Consider the following 21,086-nt stretch of genomic DNA (forward strand, 5'->3'; position numbering starts at 1 on the left):
ATCCAGAGCAGGCGCAACACAATTGCGGCAAGCCTAACATTTTGTGCAAGGCAGTTTTTTACAGGTAAGCGCCGATGATCTTTCTGACGGTGATCAATGCCTGACGCAAAACGGCCATGTCCACCGAGCCCAGCGCCAGCCGAATCGCATGCGGCACATGGGCGGACACCGCAAACGGTTCGGCCGTGGTGACGGAGATCTGATGCTGCTGCAGTTCCACGACGATCTGATCGGCGCGCACATCTTCCGGCATTGGCAGCCATAAAAAGTATGAAGACGGATGGCCAATGCACGACAACCCCTTGAGCAACTCGGTGGCCAAGGTTTGCCGTGCTTTGGCGTCATTGCGCTTCTGTTCCTCAAGCTCAATGACGGTGCCATCGTCGAGCCAGCCGCAGGCAATCGCAGTCATCACGCCGGGCGTGTTCCAGGTGGTGGCGCGAATGACGCGTTCCAGCGCCGGCACCATCCCCACGGGCGCGGCGATAAATCCGACGCGCAAACCGGTGGCGATGTTTTTCGACAGTCCGGACACGTACACAGTGCGCTCGGGCGCCAGATCAATCAGCGGGCGCGGTGGGTTTTCCACCAGAAAGGCGTAGGCCGCGTCCTCGATGATTGTCAGATCATGCCGTCGGGCGATCGCCCCCAGTTGCTCGCGCTGCTCATGCGGCATCACCCAACCCAGCGGATTGTGCAACGTCGGCATGCTGTAAACGGCGCGCACCGCACGCTGCCGGCAGAGCTTGTCCAGCGCAGGCAGATCCGGGCCGTGTTCGGTCGTGGGGATCGCCACCACTTCCAGATGCAGCGCTTCGGCCAGCACTTTGAACCCGGAATAGGTCAACGCGTCAGCGGCAATCACATCACCCGGTTTGAGCAACGCCATCAGCGTCACCGCCAGCCCTTGCTGCGCACCGTTGACGATCAGCACTTGCTCGGCCTCGACCTGCACGCCACGGCTTAGCAGATGTTGCGCAACCGACGCGCGCTCATGAGCGCGACCGGCGTGCGGCTGATAGCGCAGCAACGCTTCGAGATCGCCCGACAACGCCAACTGCCGCAGCGCCGTGCGCAACAGATCCGCCTGACCGGGCAACGACGGGTAGTTGAAATTGAGGTCGATCATGCCGACCGCGACGTCCTTCTGATCGATGCCCTGCCCCGGTAGCAACGAGGTTTCCCGCACAAAAGTGCCGCGCCCGGCCTCGCCACTGACCAGGCCCATCGCCTCCAGTTCGGCATAAACCCGTGAAGCGGTGACCAGCGCCAGCCCTTCGCTCGCCGCCAGTTGCCGGTGCGTCGGCAGGCGCGTGCCCGGCGACAGGCGACCCGAGCGAATGTCATCGGCGTAGGTATCAACCAGTGTCTTGTATCGGGAGCGCGGCATGTCGGCTGTATCCATGACAATTCTTTGATTGTCCTGATTCTCAGCCATAGGATTCAAATGACGCAACCCCACTTTTGAGCGCGCCCCGATATGGAACGAACCTCGAATCTGACAAACCCGGCACTGGAAAAAACCAGCGGCTGGATCAACGGCTTTATTGGCGTGGTGATTTTCAGCGGTTCACTGCCGGCCACGCGATTGGCAGTGCTGGAATTCGACCCGGTGTTTCTCACGGTATTGCGTGCCGCCATCGCTGGGGTATTGGCCGTGGCACTGCTGTGGCTGTTTCGCGAACGGCGCCCCACACGCGATCAGTGGCTGTCGTTGTTCATCGTGGCGATGGGCGTGGTGCTCGGATTTCCGCTGCTGACTGCGTTGGCTTTGCAACACGTGACGTCAGCACATTCGATTGTCTTTGTAGGATTGCTGCCACTGGCGACAGCGATTTTCGGCGTATTGCGCGGCGGTGAACGGCCGCGTCCGGTGTTCTGGATTTTCTCGGTACTCGGCAGTGCGCTGGTGGTGGGGTTTGCGATCTCTCAAGGCCTGACCGCTTCGCCAACCGGCGACTTGCTGATGTTGGCCGCCATCGTCGCCTGCGGTCTGGGCTACGCCGAAGGGGCGAAACTGTCGCGCAGCCTCGGCGGCTGGCAGGTGATTTGCTGGGCGCTGGTGCTGTCGCTGCCGCTGATGGCTGTACTCAGTCTGTGGCTGGCGCCCGCCTCGTTCAGCACCATCAGCCTGTCGGCGTGGTTGTGCCTGGGCTATGTGTCGCTGTTCAGCATGTTGATCGGTTTTGTGTTCTGGTATCGCGGCCTGGCGCAGGGCGGGATTGCGGCGGTGGGTCAGTTGCAGTTGTTGCAGCCGTTTTTTGGCCTGGCGCTGGCGGCGACGCTGCTGCATGAACATGTCAGCGTCGGCATGCTCGCGGTGACGTTGGGCGTCATTCTGTGTGTCGCCGGGGCGAAGAAGTTCGCCAAATAATCCCTAAGCGCCAGCCTTCCACTCGCGGGGGCTGAGCCCGGTCTTGCGGCGAAACGCGCGAGCCAGCGCCGAAGGGCTTTCGTAACCGACCTCCTCGGCGATCAGCGCAATCGGTTTGCCCTCGCGCAAACGTTTCTGCGCCAGGCTGACCCGCCAGCTCAGCAGATAATCGGCCGGCGTCTGCCCGACCACGCGGCGAAACTGCTCGGCAAAACTGGCGCGCGAGAGGTTGGCGACGCTGGCCAGCTCGGCCACGCTCCACGGTTTATGCGGCTGCTCGTGCATCTGGATCAAGGCCCGCGACAAACGCGGATCGGCGAGTCCGGCCATCATCCCCGGTTGTTGATCGCGACTGCTGATGAGGTGGCGCAACAGCAGAATCACCAGCAGTTCAAACAACCGATCCATTACCGCAACCCGCCCGCAATGTCCTTCGAAGGCTTCCTTGAACAACCATTCCAGCGTGCTGCCGAGTTCGGGAATGTCGCTGAGTTTCAGCACCAGATAATCCGGCAACGCGGTGGCGAGTGCATTTCCCGAACCGCCGTCGAACGTCAGCGTGGCGCAGACCACGCGGGTGTCCATGGACTCGTCGGCAGACATTCGATGGGGAAACGGTCGCGGAAAGAAAATCAGCGAGGGTTCACTCAGCCTGAACTCGCGTTCGTTACCCGGCCTGAGCAGCAACTCGCCCGCCTGCAACAGATGCACATGCCCGCACGGCTCGCCTTCATGCACGCTGATGCCGCAAAACGCGCCGCTGTGAAAGGTGCCGGCATTCACACCGAAGTGGCTGAGCAAAGTAGAAAGGCGATCCATTGGGCGACTCCTGCAGGCGAATCTGGACGATCTGCCGCATATCGTCGACGATTTGCCGCCAAAGCACCAGTTGCGCTCACTAACATTCATTCCATCGCCGACGCAGTTCGCGCCGGACTTTCGGAGAATCACCATGAGCCGCATCAACGCCATCAGCCTCGAAACCGCCACCGACGCCACCCGCCCCGTGCTGGAAGGTGTGAAGAAGAAAATCGGTTTCCTGCCGAACCTGTTCGCCACACTGGCCAAGGCGCCGGTCGCGCTCGACACCTACGTGCAAGCGTCAGCGACACTGGTCAAATCGTCGCTTAGCGCCAAGGAAAAAGAAGCGGTGTACCTGGCGACCTCGCAGGTTAACGGCTGCGATTATTGCCTGGCGGCGCACACCTTTTTCGGCAGCAAGGCCGGGTTGTCGGCCGAGGACATCGTCGCGGCGCGCCAAGGTGAACTGAACGCCTATGCCGCCCTCGCCTATCAATTGACGGAAAGCCGTGGCCACTTGAGTGACGAGCAAATCGCCGCAGCTCGCGCCGCCGGGATTGATGACAGCAAGATCATCGAAGTGATTGCCGTGGTCGCGGTGCAGACCCTGACCAACTACCTGAACAACGTGGCGCTGACCGAGATCGACTTCCCGGCCATTAACTAAACACACAATCCCATGTGGGAGCGGCGGTGCGACGATTCGACTTGCTCGCGAATGCGGAGTATCAGTCGACATCTTTGTTGTCTGACACACTGCTTTCGCGAGCAAGCCCGCTCCCACATTTAGTCCGCGTTCATCACTGCGTCAGTCGTGATCGACGCCGGCGCGCTTGAGCAGTTTTTTGCAGCGCTCGGACAAGTGGAATACCTGCAGATCCTTGCCTGCCTTGGCGTAACGCTCACGCAAGGTTTTCAGCGCGGCAATCGCCGAGTAATCGACAAAGCTCAGATGCCGGCAATTGAGGGTGACTTTTTGTGGATCGGTCGCCGGGTCGAACTGGTTGAGGAACGGCGTGGTCGAGGCGAAAAACAGCGTGCCGTGCAGGCGATAGAGTTTGCTGCCATCCGCTTCCAAATGCTCATCGGCGTACAACTCGCGCGCCTGCTGCCAGGCGAAATTCAGCGCAGCGATGATGATGCCGCACAGCACAGCGGTGGCCAGATCGGTGAACACGGTGATGGTGGTCACGGCGATGATCACCAGCACATCGTTGAGCGGGACTTTGTTGATGACGCGCAACGACGCCCAGGCGAAAGTCTGTTGCGAGACCACGAACATCACCCCGACCAGCGCCGCCAGTGGGATACGCTCGATCAGCGGCGATAGAAACAGAATGAACAACAAAATCAGCACGCCCGCGACCACACCGGACAAACGTCCGCGCCCGCCGGAGCTGAGATTGATCACGGTCTGGCCGATCATCGCGCAACCGCCCATGCCGCCGAATGCGCCCGAGACCATGTTCGCCGCGCCCAACGCCACGCATTCACGATCCGGGTAGCCACGGGTTTCGGTGATTTCGTCGGTGAGGTTCAGCGTCAGCAGGGTTTCCAGCAGCCCGACCAGTGCCATCAGAATCGCGTAGGGGGCGATGATGCGCAGGGTTTCGAGAGTCCACGGGATGTCCGGCAAGGCGAAAGTCGGCAGACCACCGGCGATGTGCGCCATGTCGCCGAGGGTGCGGGTCGGCAGGCCGAACAGATAGACCAGCAGGCCGACGCCAAGAATCGCCACCAGCGCCGGCGGCACCGCTTTGGTCAGGCGCGGCAGGATGTAGACGATCGCCATGGTTAGCGCCACCAGCCCTGCCATCAGGTACAACGGCGTGCCGCTGAGCCATTCCTCACCGTTCTTGAAATGTTCCAGTTGCGCCAGGGCAATGATGATCGCCAGACCGTTAACGAAGCCGAGCATCACCGGGTGCGGCACCATGCGCACCAATTTGCCCAAGCGCAGCAAACCGAACGCCATCATGATCAAACCGCCGAGCAGCACGGTCGCCAGCAGGTATTGCACGCCGTGTTGCACCACCAGCGCAACAATCACCACCGCCATCGAACCCGCCGCCCCGGAGACCATACCGGGCCGACCGCCGAACAACGCAGTCAGCGTACAAATGATGAAAGCGCCGTACAGGCCCATCAGCGGATTGAGGTGTGCCACCAGCGCGAAGGCGATGCATTCGGGCAACAGGGCAAACGAGGTGGTGAGTCCGGCCAGGACATCGGCGCGCAGACGAATCGGTTTCATGGCTTACCTGACTGAGCGGCCAACGTCGGTGACCGCAGGTGTTCGGGGAAAAGTGGGTTGCGGATGTTACGGAATTGTCCCCGCAGCGGCCAGTGATCGCTGACAGTTATTGACCTGCGCTTTATGCTGGTGCGCTCAGTCTTCATCGAGTTCGAACATGTCTGCATTTTTAACCGCTCGCGAAGTTTGTCAGCGTTTGCGTGACGCGGCGCTTGAGGTGCTCGTTTTTAAAGTATGCGAGGCGCCTTCCGCGTCCGGGCTGGTTGCCGTCGATATCGAAGGCTGGCGCTTGCTGCTGGATTTTGACGGCGGCCGGTTGCATCACTGTGAATACGCGCGCGATACCGATGGACGCGAAGGCGCGCTCGAGGGTTGGCAGCGTTATGGCACTGATCCGGTGAGTTTGCTCAGCACTTGGGAATTGGCGCAGATCGAACGATTGCTCGCAGCAGCAACGAACACGGTTGCTCGATGATGGCACTCTGCCCATAATCCGCATCCCTACATTCCCACGCAAGGAACTGCCGTGAAGAAGTCGCTGTTGTTGATCCCGCTGTTGGCGTTGTTGCTACAAGGTTGTGGCATGACCATGACCCGCTACGAGCCGAGCTACGAGAACGTGCAGAAGCTCAAGCAAACGCCGCCGCTGCATGCGATCAGCAATCCTCAGGTAACCGCCGAATCCGGTGAGGGTTCGTTGTCGGTACGCGCCAACCCGATTCGCTCGCCGTCGGGCAGCATCCCGGCACACATCCAGGATGCCATCACTGAAGAGCTGCGCAAGGCCGGTCTGCTTGATCCGCAAGCCCAGCGTCAGTTGAAAGTATTGGTGGTAAAAAACGAAATGTCCGCCGGCATGGGCACGGGTAACGGCAAACTGGCCGCGCGCTTCACGCTGCTTAACGGCAATGACGTGGTCTACGACGCGACCAAGGCTGTCAGCAGCCAATGGAGCAGCAGCTTCTTTGGTTTCATCGCGATCCCGAACGCGGTCAATGCTTACAACCCGATGTTGCGTGATCTGCTGAAGGATCTGTACAGCGATCCACAGTTCATTCAAGCGCTGAAGTAACAGACAAAAAAAGAGCCGCAATCGCGGCTCTTTTTTTTCGCCTCACGCCCGTGGAATGCGGGTTTCGAGTGCGGAGTATTTCAGGCTGTTGCTTTCGACCATCTGCTTGAGCAGCGCGTTGACCTGACGGGTGAACGTGTCACTCATCGCGTCTGCCGGCGTATTCGCCATCAACGGGATGAACCAGATCCCCAACCAGGTGCCAATCGCATCGTGGTTGCTCGCGGCGGTCAGGGGTTGACCTTGCGGATCGAGATTTTCCAGGCTCATGCTGTACTGATCGGTAGCATAAGCCGGAATGATGGTCATGCTGAACCCACTGATGAACGCCAGCACCATTTGCCCACCGTTAGGCGGATGGTTGTACACCTTCAAACGCAGATTGTAATCGCCCGGCTGCTTCTGGAACTCGTCCAGCGTGACACGACCGAACAGACCGGAATCGCTGAGGATTTTCTGCAACTGCGGCTTGAGGTGATCGCGCGCCTGCGGCACTTCAACGGCGGAAGCGCTTTTCGGCTCGCCCTGATAGAAGTCGAAATCCACGTAGACGTTTGGCTTGTTGGCGTAGTTGGCCATCGATGGCAGTTTCACCGGCGCCACTTCGTCTTTGGTGAAACTGGCACAACCGCCCAGTGTGAGCACCAGGCCCAAGGCCAGAATTTTCCCGAATTGCATGATATCCGTCCCTAAGTAAACACCGCCAAATGATGGCAATGAGCCTCCATCAAGGAGGCCGAGCGGATTCTAGAGAGACCTGTTGCTCGGGGAAAGCCTCAATTCGGGATTTTTCAGAAATAATTTCTCAACTTTCACGCAAGTCGAGCATATAGGTGTAGTAACCCGTATCGCGCACATACCCCAACGACTCGTACAAACCCTGCGCGGTGTAGTTGTCGGTGGCGGTTTCCAGCACCAACCCCTTCGCGCCGGTTTCCAGCGCAAACGCGCGGGCGGTGTTCATCAGCAATCGGCCAACGCCGCGACCCCGGGCGGCCGGCGTGGTGAACAGATCGCTGAGCAGCCAGGTGCGATGGGCGTCGATGGAGGAAAACGTCGGGTACAACTGCACAAATCCCAGCGCCTCACCGTGCTCGTCCTGCGCCAGAAAAATCGCTGACTCCCCCGCCGCCATGCGTTCGGCGATGAAGGCGCGCGACTGTTCAAGGTTCGACGGCTGCTTGTAAAAGCCTCGATACGCGTCGAACAACTGCGCCACCGCGTCCAGCTGTGCGCTATCGGCGCGCAATGCCTTAATCGTCATGACCCCTTCCTCGTTTATTCAATGATCGAAGCAGCATAGCGCTGTCTGTCGAGTAAGCTGGCCTCGCCGCTATATAGTTTTGTATATTGCGAAACCGAAATCGCCAGAATCTTTCCATGTTGTCCATTCAGACCTTGTTTTCATGAGCGCCATCCGCGTACGCAACGAGCAGTTGATCCTCAACGCTGCCAGTGAAGAATTCGCCGCCAACGGCTTCGACGCCACCCAGACTCGCGACATCGCCGCCCGCGCCGGCGTGCCCAAGGCGAACCTGTATTACTACTTCCAGACCAAGGAAAACCTCTACTCGAAAGTCCTGCTGGGGTTTGTCGAACCGTTGCTGGAGGCGTCGGCGGTGCTGCGTGAAAGCGATGATCCGCTGGTGGGTTTGCGCGCTTACGTCGCTGCGCGGATTCGTATTGCCCGCGAGCATCCGGCGATAGCCAAGGTTTTCAGTGGAGAGTTGTTGCTCGGCGGGCGGCAGTTGCCAGACGAGTGCCGCGACCTGCTGCACGCTGAAGCGCGACGGAATGTCGAGTGTTTGCGCAGCTGGATCGAACGAGGCTTGCTGGCGCCAGTGGATCCGGAGCATTTGATGCTGTTCATCTGGTCGGCGACGCGCACGTACACCAACATCGGCTGGCAGATGGGCCGAATCATGGAACGCGAAGAGCCGCTGGATGAGGATTACGAACGGGCGGCGGAGACGATTACGCGGTTGGTGCTGGAGGGTGTTGTGGCGCCAAGGGTTGGGGAGATTCGTGGGATTCTGTTTGCGACTTGAACCCCTTTTTGTGGGAGCGGGCTTGCTCGCGAAGGCGGTGAATCAGTCGCCATTAATGATTCTGACACACCGCCTTCGCGAGCAAGCCCGCTCCCACATGGGATTTGTGGTGTGGTCAGAAGCCGATTCCGCTGCTGGAAGGGGTTGTGGCGCCACAGGCTGGGAAGATTCGTGGGTTTATTTACGACTCGAGCAGGCTTTTGTGGGAGCGGGCTTGCTCGCGAAAGCGGTGAATCAGTCGCCATTAATGTGTCTGACACACCGCCTTCGCGAGCAAGCCCGCTCCCACTCGGGATTTGTGATGTGGTCAGAAGCCGATTCCGCGGCTGGAAGGGGTTGTGGCGCCGTGAGTTGGGGGGATTCGCGGGAGTTTGTTTGCGACTCAAGCAGGCTTTTGTGGGAGCGGGCTTGCTCGCGAAAGCGGTGAATCAGTCGCCATTAATGAGTCTGACACACCGCTTTCGCGAGCAAGTCGAATCGTCGCACCGCCGCTCCCACATGGGATTTGTGGTTTGGCTAGAAAACGATGTCGGCAGCGGGTTTCACGTCGATGCGGGCGACGGAGCCGGTCAGGTGCGCGAGGTCTTTGTTGTGTTCGGCGATGATGTCGTCGGCGCTCATCGGGCCGTTGTCGACGGTGGAGTGTGCGTCAGCGGCGAGCACTACGTCGTAGCCCAGTTGATGGGCCTGGCGCACGGTAGCGTTAATGCAATAGTCGGTTTGCAACCCGCAAATGACCAAGCGTTCGAAATCCTCGCTCGGCAGCAGTTTGCGTAAATCAGTCTGATAGAACGAATCGGGCGTGGTCTTGCGCACGCGTAAATCCTCGCTCGATGTTTCCAGCCCTTCGGCCAGTTGCCAGCCTTCCGCGCCATGAGCCAACGGGCTGTCCTTTTCTTCATGCTGAATCAGTACCACCGGTACCCCGGCCTTGCGCGCTCGGCGGCTGAGGCCGTTGATGGTGTCGATCACCCGGTGAATGTCATGGCACTCATACTCACCCGAGCAGAGAGCTTGCTGGACGTCGATGATCAGCAATGCGGTGGTCATGATGAGCCTTCCTTGATCTGTCCTTGAAACAGGGGCGAACATGAGCCCGCCCCGTTTTTACGCGCCTTAGTAACCCAATGACAACCCGGTATTACGCCGTGGATCGTTGGCACCGTAGAAGCGGTTTTTGCCAACCGGTTTACCACCCAGCGACGGTGCGCCGACCAGAATCGCGGCGATGTGGTTGGCATCCTGCGGGCCGGCAAACTTGTGGCCCCAGCTCTCGAGAATCTTCTTCGTGTCGGGACTCGCCGCGAAGTCTTCGAGGTTGGTTTCCTCCGGCATCCACTGCTGGTGGAAGCGCGGCGCATCGACTGCTTCCTGCAGGCCCATGCCGTAGTCGATGACGTTGAGCATGGTCAGCAAGGTCGCGGTGATGATCCGGCTACCGCCCGGCGTGCCCACCACCATCACCACTTTGCCGTCCTTGGTGACGATGGTCGGGCTCATCGACGACAGCGGTGCCTTGCCCGGCGCGATCGCGTTGGCTTCGCCCTGCACCAGACCGTACATGTTCGGCACGCCGACCTTGGAGGTGAAGTCGTCCATTTCATCGTTGAGGATCACCCCGGTCTTGCTCGCCATCACGCCCGCGCCGAACCAGTCGTTGAGGGTGTAAGTGACCGAAACCGCGTTACCCCACTTGTCGACGATCGAATAGTGCGTGGTGTTGCTGCCTTCATGCGGTGCGGTACCCGGTTTCAGCTCGGCCGAGACGCCAGCCTTTTGCGGCTGAATCGCGTCGCGCAGTTTGGTTGCGTAGTTCTTGTCGAGCAGGTGTTCGATCGGGTTTTTGACGAAATCCGGATCACCCAGATAGCTGTTGCGATCCACGTACGCGTGGCGCATCGCTTCGATCTGATAGTGCATGCCTTGGGCCGAATGGAAGCCCAGATCCTTCATCGGATAGCCTTCGAGGATGTTCATGATCTGGCAGATCACCACACCGCCGGAGCTTGGCGGTGGCGCGGAAACCACGTGGTAGCCACGGTAATCACACTCGACCGGCGCCAGTTCGCGGGTCTTGTATTTGTCGAGGTCGGCTTGGGTGATGATGCCCTTGTTGGCCTGACTCGACGTCACGATCGCATCGGCGACCCAGCCTTTATAGAAGCCGTCGGTGCCTTTTTCGGAAATGGTGCGCAGGGTTTTAGCCAGATCCTTCTGCACCAGTTTCTGCCCGACCTGCATCGGTTCGCCGTTGTGCAGGAAGATCGAGCCGGAATCACGAATGTCCTTTTTGAACACATCGGTGGCGTATTCCAGCAGCTCGACGTCGCCCTGCTCCAGTTCGAAACCGTCTTCAGCCAATTTGATGGCCGGGGCGATCATGTCTTTGCGCGGCTTGGTGCCGTACTTGCTCAGCGCCAGTTCCATGCCGGAGACGGTGCCCGGTACGCCGACCGCCAAGTGGCCGCGCGTGCTCAGGTCAGGAATGACGTTTCCTTCCTTGTCCAGATACATATTGGCGGTCGCGGCCAACGGCGCTTTTTCGCGGAAATCGAGGAAGGTCTTGCGTCCGTCGGCCAGTTGAATGGTCATGAAACCGCCACCGCCGAGGTTGCCCGCTGCGGGGTAAACCACCGCCAGCGCATAACCCACCGCGACGGCGGCATCCACCGCGTTGCCGCCGCTTTTCAACACATCGACGCCGACGTGGGTCGCCAGATGCTGCGCGGTGACCACCATGCCGTTTTCGGCGGCGACCGGTGCGACCGAGGCCGCGTGAGCCATCAGACAGCTGAGTGCCAATGAGGTCGCTATCAGCGATTTGGCCAAAGGTTCGTACTTCATGAGTCGATCTCTTTTTTGTTTTTAGGGTCTGTGCAAAACAGAGGCGAACGCTTCAAGAGCAACAAGCAGTATGGTCGCGATTGCGCATTGCGCCTCCCCACGCAGGCAGTATGCTGAGCGCCATCGATGCCCTGAACCGGAGCTGGCCTGCATGGCTTTTACCTTCACCACTCTGCCCTCGCCCGTCGGCGAGTTGAAGCTGGTCGCGAACGGTTCACGACTGGCGGCCATCCTCTGGGAAAACGACAAACCGAACCGCGTGCGCCTCGGGCCGATGAGCGCAGCGCCGGACAATCCGATCCTGATAAAAACCGCTCGGCAGCTGCAAGAATATTTTTCCGGCACCCGCGATCGCTTCGATCTGGAGCTGGATTTTGTCGGCACTGATTTTCAGAAACAGGTGTGGGCAGCGTTGCTGACCATTCCGTTTGGCGAGACGCGCAGCTACAGCCAGATTGCCGCGCAGATCGGCAATCCTTCGGCGGTGCGGGCGGTGGGCGCAGCGAATGGGCGTAATCCGATTTCGATTGTCGCGCCGTGCCATCGGGTGATTGGTGCGTCGGGGAAACTCACCGGGTTTGCGGGCGGGCTGGAGGCCAAGGAGCATTTGCTGACGCTGGAGGGAGCTTCAACATCAAAAGATCGCAGCCTGCGGCAGCTCCTGCATTTGCAATTCGATCTCCTGTAGGAGCTGCCGAAGGCTGCGATCTTTTGATCTACTTAGCCTCGACCTGCTCCTGATACTCTTTTTCATACTGCCCGGCGAGCTGCACCTTCTGCTTCTCATTGAGCAATTTGCCGGCCATCTGGAAGAACTTCTGCTCTTCTTCCTCCAGGTGGTGATGCACCTTCTCCGACAACTTCTTCGCCGTCGCCAACCACGCCGGGCTCGACATCTCGGTCTCGTCGAGCTCTTCCATCATCTCGTCCATTTCATGGTGCTCGGAAATCGCGTGACGACTGAGGTCGACACCGGCATCGCACTCCATCAACGGGATGTAGAAGTGACGTTCTTCGGCCGTTTCGTGGGCTTGCAGTTCATCTTTGAGCAGTTTGTAAGCCTCAACCCGCTCCGGGGTGTCGCCGCTGGTTTTGATCAGGCTTTTCGCGTAAGTGCGCTGGCGGTCGTGGCTTTCACGAAGGGCTTCAAAAATATTCATGGCGTGTCCTCATCAACCGCGTGCTGGAATGACGCTGTAAAAGCTAGACCGCGACGCGTGAGCGACGGTTCCACCGGTTTTGCGCAGGGACTTGGAAGCAGACCACCGGGCAGGATACGCTGGCGAATTATCCTACAAGGAAGTCCTGCATGAACTTGCGCATCGAGTTAACGCAAACACCCACGGAAGAACACCGCGCGGCGATTCTGGCGCCACTGCGCGCGCATAACGTCTCCCAGGCCGGCCCATCGGCGTGGGAACCGATCGCGTTGCTGGTACGCGACGAGCACGACGCTGTGCTCGGTGGCCTGTATGGCCATACGTTTTATCGCTGGTTGTTCATTGAATTGTTGGCCGTGCCGATTGAAGGGCGCGGTCAGGGCATCGGTTCGAAATTGATGCAGATGGCTGAAGATTTTGCGCGAGAGAAGGATTGCGTGGGGATCTGGCTCGACACCTTTTCGTTTCAGGCGCCGGAGTTTTACAAGAAGGTCGGGTATACCGAGTGCGGTGAGATTGTTGATTATCCGCTGGGGCATAAGCGGCATTTTTTCCAGAAGCGGCTTATAGGTTGAATGGACTGGCCCCTTCGCGAGCAGGCTCGCTCCCACATTGGAATGCATTCCAAATTGTGGGAGCGAGCCTGCTCGCGAAGGCGGCCGTCAATTCACCCAATAATCAGAGGCAAGTCGCCAACGCCGCCAACCGCCGCTTCGCGACAAAATCATCTTTCTGCGCGTAGTAATTCAGCGTCGTCCCCGACGGCTCCGTGCTCAGGTCAACAAACGACTCCGCCGAACGGGTGTACACCGTCGACCCGCCCTTCTTGCCCGGTTGCAGATAAGCCCCCGCGTCCACGCCAAACACCGCCTCGTCCTGCCAGGCGAATTGCACGCACTGCGCCACGAGCTTCTCGGCTTTGTCCGAGGTCATGACTTTATAAGGCGCTTGGGTGCGCGCATCGTCCATCGCCGAACCTGCGCAACCGGCCAGAACCGTCGCCGCCAGCGCTACCATCAGAATTCGCATTGCATTCGCTCATTCAGAAAAAAGCGGACTGTATCACCGCCGCAAGCGGAAATCGTTCTGCTTTACTGCATTTATAGCGAGACAGGCACTCGCCGCTGCGGCAACCTAAGGTCATCAGCCTCACAAGGAAAACCCATGGCGCCTACCGATCAGCGACATGAACACGCCCTGAAACTGTTTCTCGATGCGCGCCCTGAATTGCGCGAAAGCCTCGACCACCTCAATCCTCTGTTGGCTCAGGCCAAGGGCGAAACCCAGGCGCAATACCGCGAAGAACGTCTGCATGAGGCGTTTGAAGAAGAGGCGGACAAACTGGGGTTGTTCGCCTGGGAACTGACGTTGCAGCTGACCGCTGATTCGCCTGAGGAATATCAGGCGCAGCGCCTGGAAGTGCATCGCGAGGTGGCGGAAATGGCCGGCATGGACTGGCTGGAATACTGCGACCTGTATGGGATAGAACCTTAACCGCCACGCCAAGGATCCTTTCGCCGATGCTGCCTTCCGCCTCGACTCATCGCGCCAGCCCCGGCCATCTGCACACGCAGAAATGGCGTGGACGCGTGGGTCTGGCGCTGGTCGCCAGCCTGTCAGTACTGGCCGGCATGACCGACGCCATTGGTTTCATGGCCAGCGGCGATTTCGTTTCGTTCATGAGCGGGAACACGACACGACTGGCGGTGGCGATCAGTGAAGGTGATCTCGGGTTGACCTTGCGCCTGGTAATTCTTGTCGCGACGTTCATCCTCGGTAATGCCCTGGGCGTGCTCGTCGCGCGCCTCGGTGGGCGACGCGCGCTGCCGCTGCTGCTGTGCATCGCCACCCTGCTCTGCACCTCGGCAGCGTGGCCGTTCGACGCGCAACTGCCGGCACTGCTGGCCGCGATCATTGCGATGGGCATGCTCAACGCGGCGGTCGAGGAAGTGAATGGCCTGCCGGTCGGGCTGACCTACGTGACCGGCGCGCTGTCGCGATTTGGCCGAGGACTGGGCCGCTGGATGCTTGGCGAACGGCGCAGCGGCTGGCGGGTGCAACTGGTGCCATGGAGCGGGATGTTTATCGGCGCCATTCTCGGGGCGGTGCTGGAACAGCATCTGGGCCTCAAAGCCATGTTTGTCAGCGCTGTGCTGGCCGCGATGATCGGCCTGCTTTCCCTCAGAATCCCGCGACGCTGGCAACTCGGCTACATGCCCCGCTAACCAAGGACACCACAAATCCCTGTGGGAGCGGGCTTGCTCGCGAAAGCGGTGGGTCAATCAAATACATTTCAACTGACACACCGCTTTCGCGAGCAAGCCCACTCCCACATTTTGATCGCCTGCAACTTGGATTTCGCGGCTGTCGCCATAAAGCTTTATCATGGCCGCAGTTTTGCTGATCGAGTCCGTCATGAAGTTCGCCATCGCGTTGTTTTCCGCCGCCCATGCGCCCTCCTCGCGCCGTGCCCTGCTGTTTGCGCAGGCGGCACTGGCCGGTGGGCATGAGATTGTCCGGCTGTTTTTCTATCAGGACGGCGTCTACAACGCCTCCGACGCGGTGGTCACCCCGCAGGACGAACTCGACTTGCCCAAGCAATGGCGCGCGTTTATCACCGAGCAGAAGCTCGACGGTGTGGTCTGCATCGCCGCCGCCCTGCGCCGTGGCGCCCTGAACGCGGAAGAAGCCAAGCGTTACCAGCGCGAAGCGATTTCGGTCAGCACGCCGTGGGAATTGTCCGGCCTCGGTCAGTTGCATGATGCGGTGCAAGATGCCGATCGCCTGATCTGCTTTGGAGGTGCTTGAGATGGCCAAATCCCTGTTGATCATCAGCCGCCAGTCGCCATGGTCGGGCCCCGGCGCCCGCGAAGCGCTGGACATCGTGCTGGCCGGCGGCGCTTTCGATCTGCCGATCGGTTTGCTGTTTCTCGATGACGGCGTGCTGCAACTCAGCGCCGGGCAAAACGCGAAAGCGCTGCAACAGAAAGACCTCAGCGCCAACCTGCAAGCACTGCCGATGTTCGGCGTGGAAGAGCTGTTCTATTGCGCCGACAGCGCCGGCGCCCGTGGCCTCAGCACGTTGTCGCTGGACGAAGCCGCGCCGCTGGCCGCCGAGCAAATCACCGCCCTTATTGACCGCTACGACCAGGTGATCACCCTCTGATGTCGACTTTGCATGTGTTGTCTCATTCCCCGTTCGGCGACGATCGCCTGACCAGTTGCCTGCGCGTGATCGGCGGCGCTGATGCTTTATTGCTGTCCGGCGATGCGGTCTACGCGTTGCAACCGGGCACCGCGCCGTTCACTGCGCTGCACAGCCGTCAGATCAAATTGTTCGTTCTGGCCGAAGATGCGCAGGCGCGCGCCCTCCAAGTTCCTGACTGGGCCGAAGTGATCGATTACCCGGCCTTCGTCGAACTGTCGATCCATCACGACAAGGTCAACAGCTGGCTATGAATTCCATGACCGTCGGCGCCCGCGCCATCGAACTGGACAAGGACGGCTTCCTCGTTGACCTCAGCGACTGGTCGCAGGAGGTCGCCAGCGCCCTCGCCGCCGCCGAAGACATCGAGTTGACCGCCGAACACTGGGAAGTCCTCGAATTGCTGCGCAGCTTCTACGCCGAATTCCAGCTGTCCCCGGCCACGCGTCCGCTGATCAAGTACACCGCGCTGAAACTCGGTGTGGAAAAAGGCAACAGCCTGCACCTGAACCGACTGTTCAAAGGCACCCCTGCCAAACTCGCCGCAAAACTGGCGGGCCTGCCCAAACCGACGAATTGCTTATGACCGACTTTCCAGCGCTGACCCTCGAAACGCCTGCCGAACATCCATTCGCCCAATTCGTACGCATCCTCGGCAAGGGCAAACGCGGCGCCCGTGACCTGACGCGCGAAGAAGCGCGCGAAGCCATGGGCATGGTGCTCGACGACAAGGTCGAGGACACCCAGCTCGGTGCGTTCCTGATGTTGCTGCGCCACAAGGAAGAAAGCGCCGAGGAAATGGCCGGTTTCACCGAAGCCTTGCGCGCACGCTTGCAGGCGCCGGCGCTGAACGTCGATCTGGATTGGCCGACCTACGCCGGTAAAAAGCGCCATCTGCCGTGGTATCTGCTGGCGGCAAAGTGTCTGGCGCAGAACGGCGTGCGCATCTTCATGCACGGCGGCGGCGCGCACACCGCCGGGCGGCTGTACAGCGAGCAACTGCTCGGCGAGTTGAACATCCCGTTGTGTCGCACCTGGCAACAGGTCGGCGCGGCGCTGGACAACGGCGGCCTCGCGTTTATGCCGCTGGTGGACTGGGCGCCGCAGTTGCAGAACATGATCGATCTGCGCAACACCTTGGGTCTGCGCTCGCCGATTCATTCGCTGGCGCGGATTCTTAATCCGTTGGGCGCTCGCTGCGGGCTGCAAAGTATTTTCCACCCCGGCTACCAAGCGGTGCACCGCGATGCCAGCGGATTGCTCGGCGACACAGCGATTGTGGTCAAGGGCGACGGTGGCGAAATCGAGATCAACCCGGATGCCGACAGTCATCTCTACGGCACCACTGGCGGCGAGAGCTGGGACGAGGAATGGCCGCAACTGTCGGCGCAACGTCACGTCAAACCTTCATCGCTGGATATTGAGCACTTGAAAGCCGTGTGGCGCGGCGACGTGGTCGACAGCTACCCACAAATGGCGCTGATTTCGACGATGGCGCTGGCCCTGCGCGGGCTTGGCCAACCGCGTGAACAAGCCTTCGAAACCGCCGAGCAATACTGGGCTGCGCGAGACAAATCGATTTAACCGATCATTCACGCCCGATCTTTGCGCTTTTTGTTCGAACTCACAGGAATAGACTCGACTCCAACGTTTACTGATTTACGGAGTCTTGATCATGGGTTTACTCGTCGATGGCCACTGGCAGGACAAGTGGTACGAAAGCAGCAAAGACGGCGCGTTCCAGCGCGAACAGGCGCAACGCCGTAACTGGGTGACCGCCAACGGCGAGCCCGGCCCGAGCGGTGAAGGTGGTTTTGCCGCCGAGGCCGGTCGCTATCACCTCTACGTGTCACTCGCCTGTCCATGGGCACATCGCACGCTTATCCTGCGCAAACTCAAAGGTCTGGAAAGTCTGATCGACGTTTCGGTGGTCAGTTGGTTGATGCTGGAAAACGGCTGGACGTTCGACAAAGCGCTGGGCTCGACTGGCGACAAACTCGATGACTTTGAATTCATGCATCAGCGCTACACCGCTGACACCGCCGACTACACCGGCCGCGTCACCGTGCCGGTGCTGTGGGACAAAAAGCTCAAACGCATTGTCAGTAATGAATCAGCGGAGATCATCCGCATGTTCAACAGCGCGTTTGATGGTCTGACTGGCAATGAGCTGGACTTCTACCCGGCGCCACTGCGCAGCGAGATCGATGCGCTGAACGATCGAATCTATCCAGCCGTAAACAACGGCGTGTACCGCGCGGGGTTTGCCACGTCGCAACAGGCCTATGAACAAGCGTTCGACGAGGTTTTTGCTGAGCTCGATCATCTGGAGCGGGTTTTAGGTGCGAATCGCTATCTGACCGGCGAGTACCTGACCGAAGCCGATGTGCGCCTGTTCACCACGATGATTCGTTTTGACGCGGTGTATCACGGGCACTTCAAGTGCAATTTGCGTCGAATTGCCGACTACCCGAATCTGTCGAACTGGTTGCGTGAGGTGTATCAGCTGCCGGGGATTGGCGAGACGGTGGATTTTCAGCACATCAAGAACCACTACTACGGCAGTCACAAGACCATTAACCCGACGGGGATTGTGCCGAAGGGGCCGGAGCAGGATTTCACAGTGGCCCATGATCGGGCGCGGTTGGCTGGGAAAGGGGTTTGGTTGAAGGGCTAACAGCAAAAAGCAAAAGATCGCAGCCTTCGGCAGCTCCTACATGAGAATGCGTTCTCTGTAGGAGCTGCCGAAGGCTGCGATCTTTTGATCTGACTCAGACCTGCGCCTGAGCCCCTTCAAACCACGCCAGTTTCTCGCGCAGTTGCACCACTTCCCCCACGATCACCAATGTCGGCGCATGCACTTCATGCTCCGCCACCATGCGTGGCAGATCCGCCAGCGTGCCGGTAAAGACCCGCTGATTGACCGTGGTGCCCTGCTGAATCAATGCCGCCGGGGTATCCGCCGCGCGACCATGCTTGATCAACTGCTCGCAGATCACCGGCAAGCCCACCAGGCCCATGTAGAACACCAGCGTCTGCGCCGGGGCGACGAGGTCGGCCCAGGGCAGATCGGTGGAGCCGTCCTTCAAATGCCCGGTGACAAAGCGCACTGACTGCGCGTAATCACGATGGGTCAGCGGAATCCCGGCATACGCCGCGCAACCACTGGCTGCGGTAATCCCAGGCACCACCTGAAATGGAATCCCGTGGGCCGCCAGTTCTTCGATCTCTTCGCCGCCACGGCCGAAGATAAACGGATCACCGCCCTTCAAGCGCACCACGCGCTTGCCGGCCTTGGCCAGATCAACCAGTTGCTGGTTGATCTGATCCTGCGGCACGGCATGATCTGAACGGCGCTTGCCGACATACACGCGCTCGGCATCGCGACGGCACAACTCAAGAATCGCTGGCGCAACCAACCGGTCGTACAACACCACGTCGGCTTGCTGCATCAGACGCAAAGCCTTGAACGTCAGCAGATCCGGATCACCCGGCCCTGCGCCGACCAAATACACTTCACCGGTGGTGACGGTCGCTTCGCCATCAATCTTGGCTTGCAACAGACGCTCGGCCTCAGCGCCCTGCCCGGCCAGTTGGCGGTCGGCAATCGGCCCTTGGAACACGTCCTCCCAGAATCCACGACGCTGCTGCACATCCGGAAACAGGCTTTTCACCTGATTACGGAAACGTGCGGCGAGCCCGGCCAATTGACCGTAAGTCGAGGGAATCCAGGTTTCGATCTTGGCGCGAATCAGTCGCGCCAGCACCGGCGCGTCGCCACCGCTGGACACGGCGATGATCAGCGGCGAGCGATCGACGATCGCCGGGAAGATCACGCTGCACAAGGCAGGCGCGTCGACCACGTTGACCGGCACGCAACGCTTGTGAGCATCGGTGGAGACTTGTGCGTTCAGCGTTTCATCGTCGGTGGCGGCGATGATCAGCCCGCAACCGTCCAGATCCGCCTCGACGTAACCGCGCAACAGGCATTCGCCGCCGGAAGCTGCGACCAGCTCACGCAGCTGCGATTCGATTTCAGGTGCGACCACCCGCAGCAGCGCACCGGCATCGGCCAGCAGGCGGGATTTGCGCAAGGCAATTTCCCCCCCACCGACGACCAACACACGACTGCCGCGCAGGTTGTGAAACAGCGGCAGATATTTCATTTAGCCGATGACCTCAAGGCCACCCATGTACGGCTTCAGCACGTCCGGCACACGGATCGAACCGTCGGCCTGCTGGTAGTTTTCCAGCACGGCAACGAGGGTACGGCCTACGGCCAGGCCGGAACCGTTCAGCGTGTGCACCAGCTCAGGCTTGCCGGTTTCCGGGTTGCGGAAACGCGCTTGCATCCGACGGGCCTGGAAGTCGCCGCAGTTCGAGCACGACGAAATTTCGCGGTACTTGTCCTGGCTCGGAATCCACACTTCGAGGTCGTAAGTCTTGACCGCGCTGAAGCCCATGTCGCCGGTGCACAGCGCCAGGGTGCGGTAAGGCAGACCGAGCAGTTGCAGGACTTTTTCAGCGTTGGCGGTCAGGCCTTCCAGCGCTTCCATCGAGGTCGACGGCTCAACGATTTGCACCATTTCAACTTTGTCGAACTGGTGCTGACGGATCATGCCGCGGGTGTCGCGACCCGATGCACCGGCTTCGCTGCGGAAGCACGGGGTGTGGGCAACGAACTTGATCGGCAGCAGTTTCGAATCGACGATTTCACCGGCAACGATGTTGGTCAACGACACTTCGGCAGTCGGGATCAGGTACAGATCGGCTTCGCCTTCGCGGGCGATCTTGAACAGGTCTTCTTCGAATTTCGGCAGTTGACCGGTGCCTTGCAGCGCCGGGGCCTGAACCAGATAAGGCGTGTAAGCCTCTTCGTAGCCGTGCTCGTTGACGTGCAGATTGATCATGAACTGCGCGAGTGCGCGGTGCAGACGGGCGATCGGGCCACGCAGCAGAGCGAAACGCGCGCCGGACAGCTTGGCGGCGGTTTCAAAGTCCAGCCAGCCGAACTTCTCGCCGAGGGCAACGTGGTCTTTCACCTCGAAATCGAAGGCAGTCGGGGTGCCCCAGCGGCGCACTTCGACGTTGTCGTCTTCGTCTTTGCCGACCGGCACGGATTCGTGCGGCAGGTTAGGAATGCCCAGCACGATCGAGTCCAGTTCGGTCTGGATCGCGTCCAGTTCGACTTTACCGGCACTCAATTCGCCCGCCATGCGCTCGACGTCCGCCATCAACGGCGCGATGTCTTCGCCGCGCTGCTTGGCCTGACCGATGGATTTGGAACGCGCGTTACGCTCAGCCTGCAGTGCTTCGGTGCGGGTCTGG

General features: G+C 60.0%; 27 protein-coding genes. 15 read left to right on the forward strand and 12 right to left on the reverse strand.

Annotated features, from left to right (window positions below):
• Window positions 1–58 precede the first annotated feature (58 nt).
• On the reverse strand, window positions 59–1,390 hold the full coding sequence (locus tag ACIP1X_RS12330; protein ID WP_400752367.1) for a PLP-dependent aminotransferase family protein: 1,332 nt from the start codon (window positions 1,388–1,390) through the stop codon (window positions 59–61).
• Window positions 1,391–1,480: 90 nt separating this feature from the next.
• Here ACIP1X_RS12330 and ACIP1X_RS12335 point away from each other — a divergent pair, with 90 nt between their 5' ends.
• Window positions 1,481–2,374 (forward strand): DMT family transporter, encoded by an 894-nt coding sequence (locus ACIP1X_RS12335; RefSeq protein WP_400752370.1) that lies wholly within the window; start codon window positions 1,481–1,483, stop codon window positions 2,372–2,374.
• A 3-nt stretch (window positions 2,375–2,377) separates the two neighbouring features.
• Here the strand turns inward: ACIP1X_RS12335 and ACIP1X_RS12340 are convergent, their stop codons facing one another.
• Entirely contained in the window at window positions 2,378–3,193 is an 816-nt protein-coding gene (locus ACIP1X_RS12340; RefSeq protein WP_400752372.1) for a cupin domain-containing protein, read from the reverse strand.
• 133 nt (window positions 3,194–3,326) lie between these two features.
• On the opposite strand from ACIP1X_RS12340, the gene ACIP1X_RS12345 reads away from it, so the two are divergent.
• Window positions 3,327–3,842, forward strand: coding sequence for a carboxymuconolactone decarboxylase family protein (locus tag ACIP1X_RS12345; protein ID WP_400752374.1), 516 nt, complete (start codon window positions 3,327–3,329; stop codon window positions 3,840–3,842).
• Between the two features lie 141 nt (window positions 3,843–3,983).
• Here the strand turns inward: ACIP1X_RS12345 and ACIP1X_RS12350 are convergent, their stop codons facing one another.
• Window positions 3,984–5,429 carry a SulP family inorganic anion transporter gene (locus tag ACIP1X_RS12350; RefSeq protein ID WP_400752376.1) on the reverse strand — a complete coding sequence of 482 codons (1,446 nt, stop codon included), beginning with the start codon at window positions 5,427–5,429 and terminating at the stop codon, window positions 3,984–3,986.
• 157 nt (window positions 5,430–5,586) lie between these two features.
• Between ACIP1X_RS12350 and ACIP1X_RS12355 the strand changes: the two genes are divergently transcribed.
• The gene (locus tag ACIP1X_RS12355; RefSeq protein WP_212544678.1) at window positions 5,587–5,904 is read left to right on the forward strand and encodes a hypothetical protein; all 318 of its coding nucleotides are present in this window, start codon (window positions 5,587–5,589) and stop codon (window positions 5,902–5,904) included.
• Window positions 5,905–5,955: 51 nt separating this feature from the next.
• The gene (locus ACIP1X_RS12360; protein WP_159815208.1) at window positions 5,956–6,501 is read left to right on the forward strand and encodes a hypothetical protein; all 546 of its coding nucleotides are present in this window, start codon (window positions 5,956–5,958) and stop codon (window positions 6,499–6,501) included.
• Window positions 6,502–6,543: 42 nt separating this feature from the next.
• Here ACIP1X_RS12360 and ACIP1X_RS12365 read toward each other — a convergent pair whose 3' ends face one another.
• Complete coding sequence (locus tag ACIP1X_RS12365; protein ID WP_159815207.1) at window positions 6,544–7,179, reverse strand: hypothetical protein; 636 nt, start codon at window positions 7,177–7,179, stop codon at window positions 6,544–6,546.
• 127 nt (window positions 7,180–7,306) lie between these two features.
• Complete coding sequence (locus tag ACIP1X_RS12370; protein ID WP_400752379.1) at window positions 7,307–7,765, reverse strand: GNAT family N-acetyltransferase; 459 nt, start codon at window positions 7,763–7,765, stop codon at window positions 7,307–7,309.
• A 142-nt stretch (window positions 7,766–7,907) separates the two neighbouring features.
• Here ACIP1X_RS12370 and ACIP1X_RS12375 point away from each other — a divergent pair, with 142 nt between their 5' ends.
• Complete coding sequence (locus ACIP1X_RS12375) at window positions 7,908–8,549, forward strand: TetR/AcrR family transcriptional regulator (protein ID WP_400752382.1); 642 nt, start codon at window positions 7,908–7,910, stop codon at window positions 8,547–8,549.
• A 516-nt stretch (window positions 8,550–9,065) separates the two neighbouring features.
• Here ACIP1X_RS12375 and ACIP1X_RS12380 read toward each other — a convergent pair.
• Both ACIP1X_RS12380 and ggt read right to left on the reverse strand, forming a co-directional pair.
• Window positions 9,066–9,599 (reverse strand): cysteine hydrolase family protein, encoded by a 534-nt coding sequence (locus ACIP1X_RS12380; protein ID WP_400752385.1) that lies wholly within the window; start codon window positions 9,597–9,599, stop codon window positions 9,066–9,068.
• A 66-nt stretch (window positions 9,600–9,665) separates the two neighbouring features.
• A complete protein-coding gene (gene ggt, locus ACIP1X_RS12385; RefSeq protein WP_282358055.1) occupies window positions 9,666–11,393 on the reverse strand; it encodes a gamma-glutamyltransferase in 1,728 nt (575 codons plus the stop codon).
• Window positions 11,394–11,544: 151 nt separating this feature from the next.
• On the opposite strand from ggt, the gene ACIP1X_RS12390 reads away from it, so the two are divergent.
• Entirely contained in the window at window positions 11,545–12,081 is a 537-nt protein-coding gene (locus ACIP1X_RS12390) for a methylated-DNA--[protein]-cysteine S-methyltransferase (protein WP_400752387.1), read from the forward strand.
• 28 nt (window positions 12,082–12,109) lie between these two features.
• Here the strand turns inward: ACIP1X_RS12390 and ACIP1X_RS12395 are convergent, their stop codons facing one another.
• Window positions 12,110–12,553, reverse strand: coding sequence for a hemerythrin domain-containing protein (locus ACIP1X_RS12395; protein WP_053121565.1), 444 nt, complete (start codon window positions 12,551–12,553; stop codon window positions 12,110–12,112).
• Window positions 12,554–12,702: 149 nt separating this feature from the next.
• Between ACIP1X_RS12395 and ACIP1X_RS12400 the strand changes: the two genes are divergently transcribed.
• On the forward strand, window positions 12,703–13,128 hold the full coding sequence (locus ACIP1X_RS12400; RefSeq protein WP_212551472.1) for an N-acetyltransferase: 426 nt from the start codon (window positions 12,703–12,705) through the stop codon (window positions 13,126–13,128).
• 103 nt (window positions 13,129–13,231) lie between these two features.
• Here ACIP1X_RS12400 and ACIP1X_RS12405 read toward each other — a convergent pair whose 3' ends face one another.
• Window positions 13,232–13,582: a hypothetical protein gene (locus ACIP1X_RS12405; RefSeq protein ID WP_053121569.1), complete on the reverse strand. Its 351-nt coding sequence runs from the start codon at window positions 13,580–13,582 to the stop codon at window positions 13,232–13,234.
• Between the two features lie 135 nt (window positions 13,583–13,717).
• Between ACIP1X_RS12405 and ACIP1X_RS12410 the strand changes: the two genes are divergently transcribed.
• The gene (locus tag ACIP1X_RS12410; RefSeq protein ID WP_212544684.1) at window positions 13,718–14,047 is read left to right on the forward strand and encodes a DUF6388 family protein; all 330 of its coding nucleotides are present in this window, start codon (window positions 13,718–13,720) and stop codon (window positions 14,045–14,047) included.
• A 26-nt stretch (window positions 14,048–14,073) separates the two neighbouring features.
• Window positions 14,074–14,778: a YoaK family protein gene (locus ACIP1X_RS12415; protein ID WP_159815202.1), complete on the forward strand. Its 705-nt coding sequence runs from the start codon at window positions 14,074–14,076 to the stop codon at window positions 14,776–14,778.
• A 57-nt stretch (window positions 14,779–14,835) separates the two neighbouring features.
• Here the strand turns inward: ACIP1X_RS12415 and ACIP1X_RS12420 are convergent, their stop codons facing one another.
• Window positions 14,836–14,970 carry a hypothetical protein gene (locus tag ACIP1X_RS12420; protein ID WP_400752390.1) on the reverse strand — a complete coding sequence of 45 codons (135 nt, stop codon included), beginning with the start codon at window positions 14,968–14,970 and terminating at the stop codon, window positions 14,836–14,838.
• On the opposite strand from ACIP1X_RS12420, the gene tusD reads away from it, so the two are divergent.
• The 6 genes from tusD to ACIP1X_RS12450 all read left to right on the forward strand — a co-directional run bounded on the left by tusD (window position 14,969) and on the right by ACIP1X_RS12450 (window position 18,435).
• Complete coding sequence (gene tusD, locus ACIP1X_RS12425; RefSeq protein WP_212544685.1) at window positions 14,969–15,361, forward strand: sulfurtransferase complex subunit TusD; 393 nt, start codon at window positions 14,969–14,971, stop codon at window positions 15,359–15,361. The two genes, ACIP1X_RS12420 and tusD, sit on opposite strands and share 2 nt — an antisense overlap.
• Window position 15,362: 1 nt before the next feature.
• Window positions 15,363–15,719, forward strand: coding sequence for a sulfurtransferase complex subunit TusC (tusC, locus tag ACIP1X_RS12430; RefSeq protein WP_400752393.1), 357 nt, complete (start codon window positions 15,363–15,365; stop codon window positions 15,717–15,719).
• Window positions 15,719–16,012 (forward strand): sulfurtransferase complex subunit TusB, encoded by a 294-nt coding sequence (gene tusB, locus ACIP1X_RS12435; protein ID WP_053121577.1) that lies wholly within the window; start codon window positions 15,719–15,721, stop codon window positions 16,010–16,012. The genes tusC and tusB overlap by 1 nt, the downstream gene beginning before the upstream one ends.
• Window positions 16,009–16,344, forward strand: coding sequence for a TusE/DsrC/DsvC family sulfur relay protein (locus ACIP1X_RS12440; RefSeq protein ID WP_400752395.1), 336 nt, complete (start codon window positions 16,009–16,011; stop codon window positions 16,342–16,344). The genes tusB and ACIP1X_RS12440 overlap by 4 nt, the downstream gene beginning before the upstream one ends.
• Window positions 16,341–17,342 (forward strand): glycosyl transferase family protein, encoded by a 1,002-nt coding sequence (locus ACIP1X_RS12445; protein WP_400752398.1) that lies wholly within the window; start codon window positions 16,341–16,343, stop codon window positions 17,340–17,342. The genes ACIP1X_RS12440 and ACIP1X_RS12445 overlap by 4 nt, the downstream gene beginning before the upstream one ends.
• Before the next feature lie 91 nt (window positions 17,343–17,433).
• Window positions 17,434–18,435: a glutathione S-transferase family protein gene (locus tag ACIP1X_RS12450; protein ID WP_400752401.1), complete on the forward strand. Its 1,002-nt coding sequence runs from the start codon at window positions 17,434–17,436 to the stop codon at window positions 18,433–18,435.
• A 94-nt stretch (window positions 18,436–18,529) separates the two neighbouring features.
• Here the strand turns inward: ACIP1X_RS12450 and cysG are convergent, their stop codons facing one another.
• The gene (gene cysG, locus ACIP1X_RS12455) at window positions 18,530–19,924 is read right to left on the reverse strand and encodes a siroheme synthase CysG (RefSeq protein WP_212551465.1); all 1,395 of its coding nucleotides are present in this window, start codon (window positions 19,922–19,924) and stop codon (window positions 18,530–18,532) included.
• Window positions 19,925–21,086 (reverse strand): serine--tRNA ligase (serS, locus tag ACIP1X_RS12460; protein WP_400752404.1); only part of this gene is annotated, 1,162 nt, incomplete at its 5' end. It lies immediately after the preceding gene.

The organism is Pseudomonas sp. NPDC088885, from assembly GCF_044750025.1.
Taxonomy (GTDB): domain Bacteria; phylum Pseudomonadota; class Gammaproteobacteria; order Pseudomonadales; family Pseudomonadaceae; genus Aquipseudomonas; species Aquipseudomonas rustica.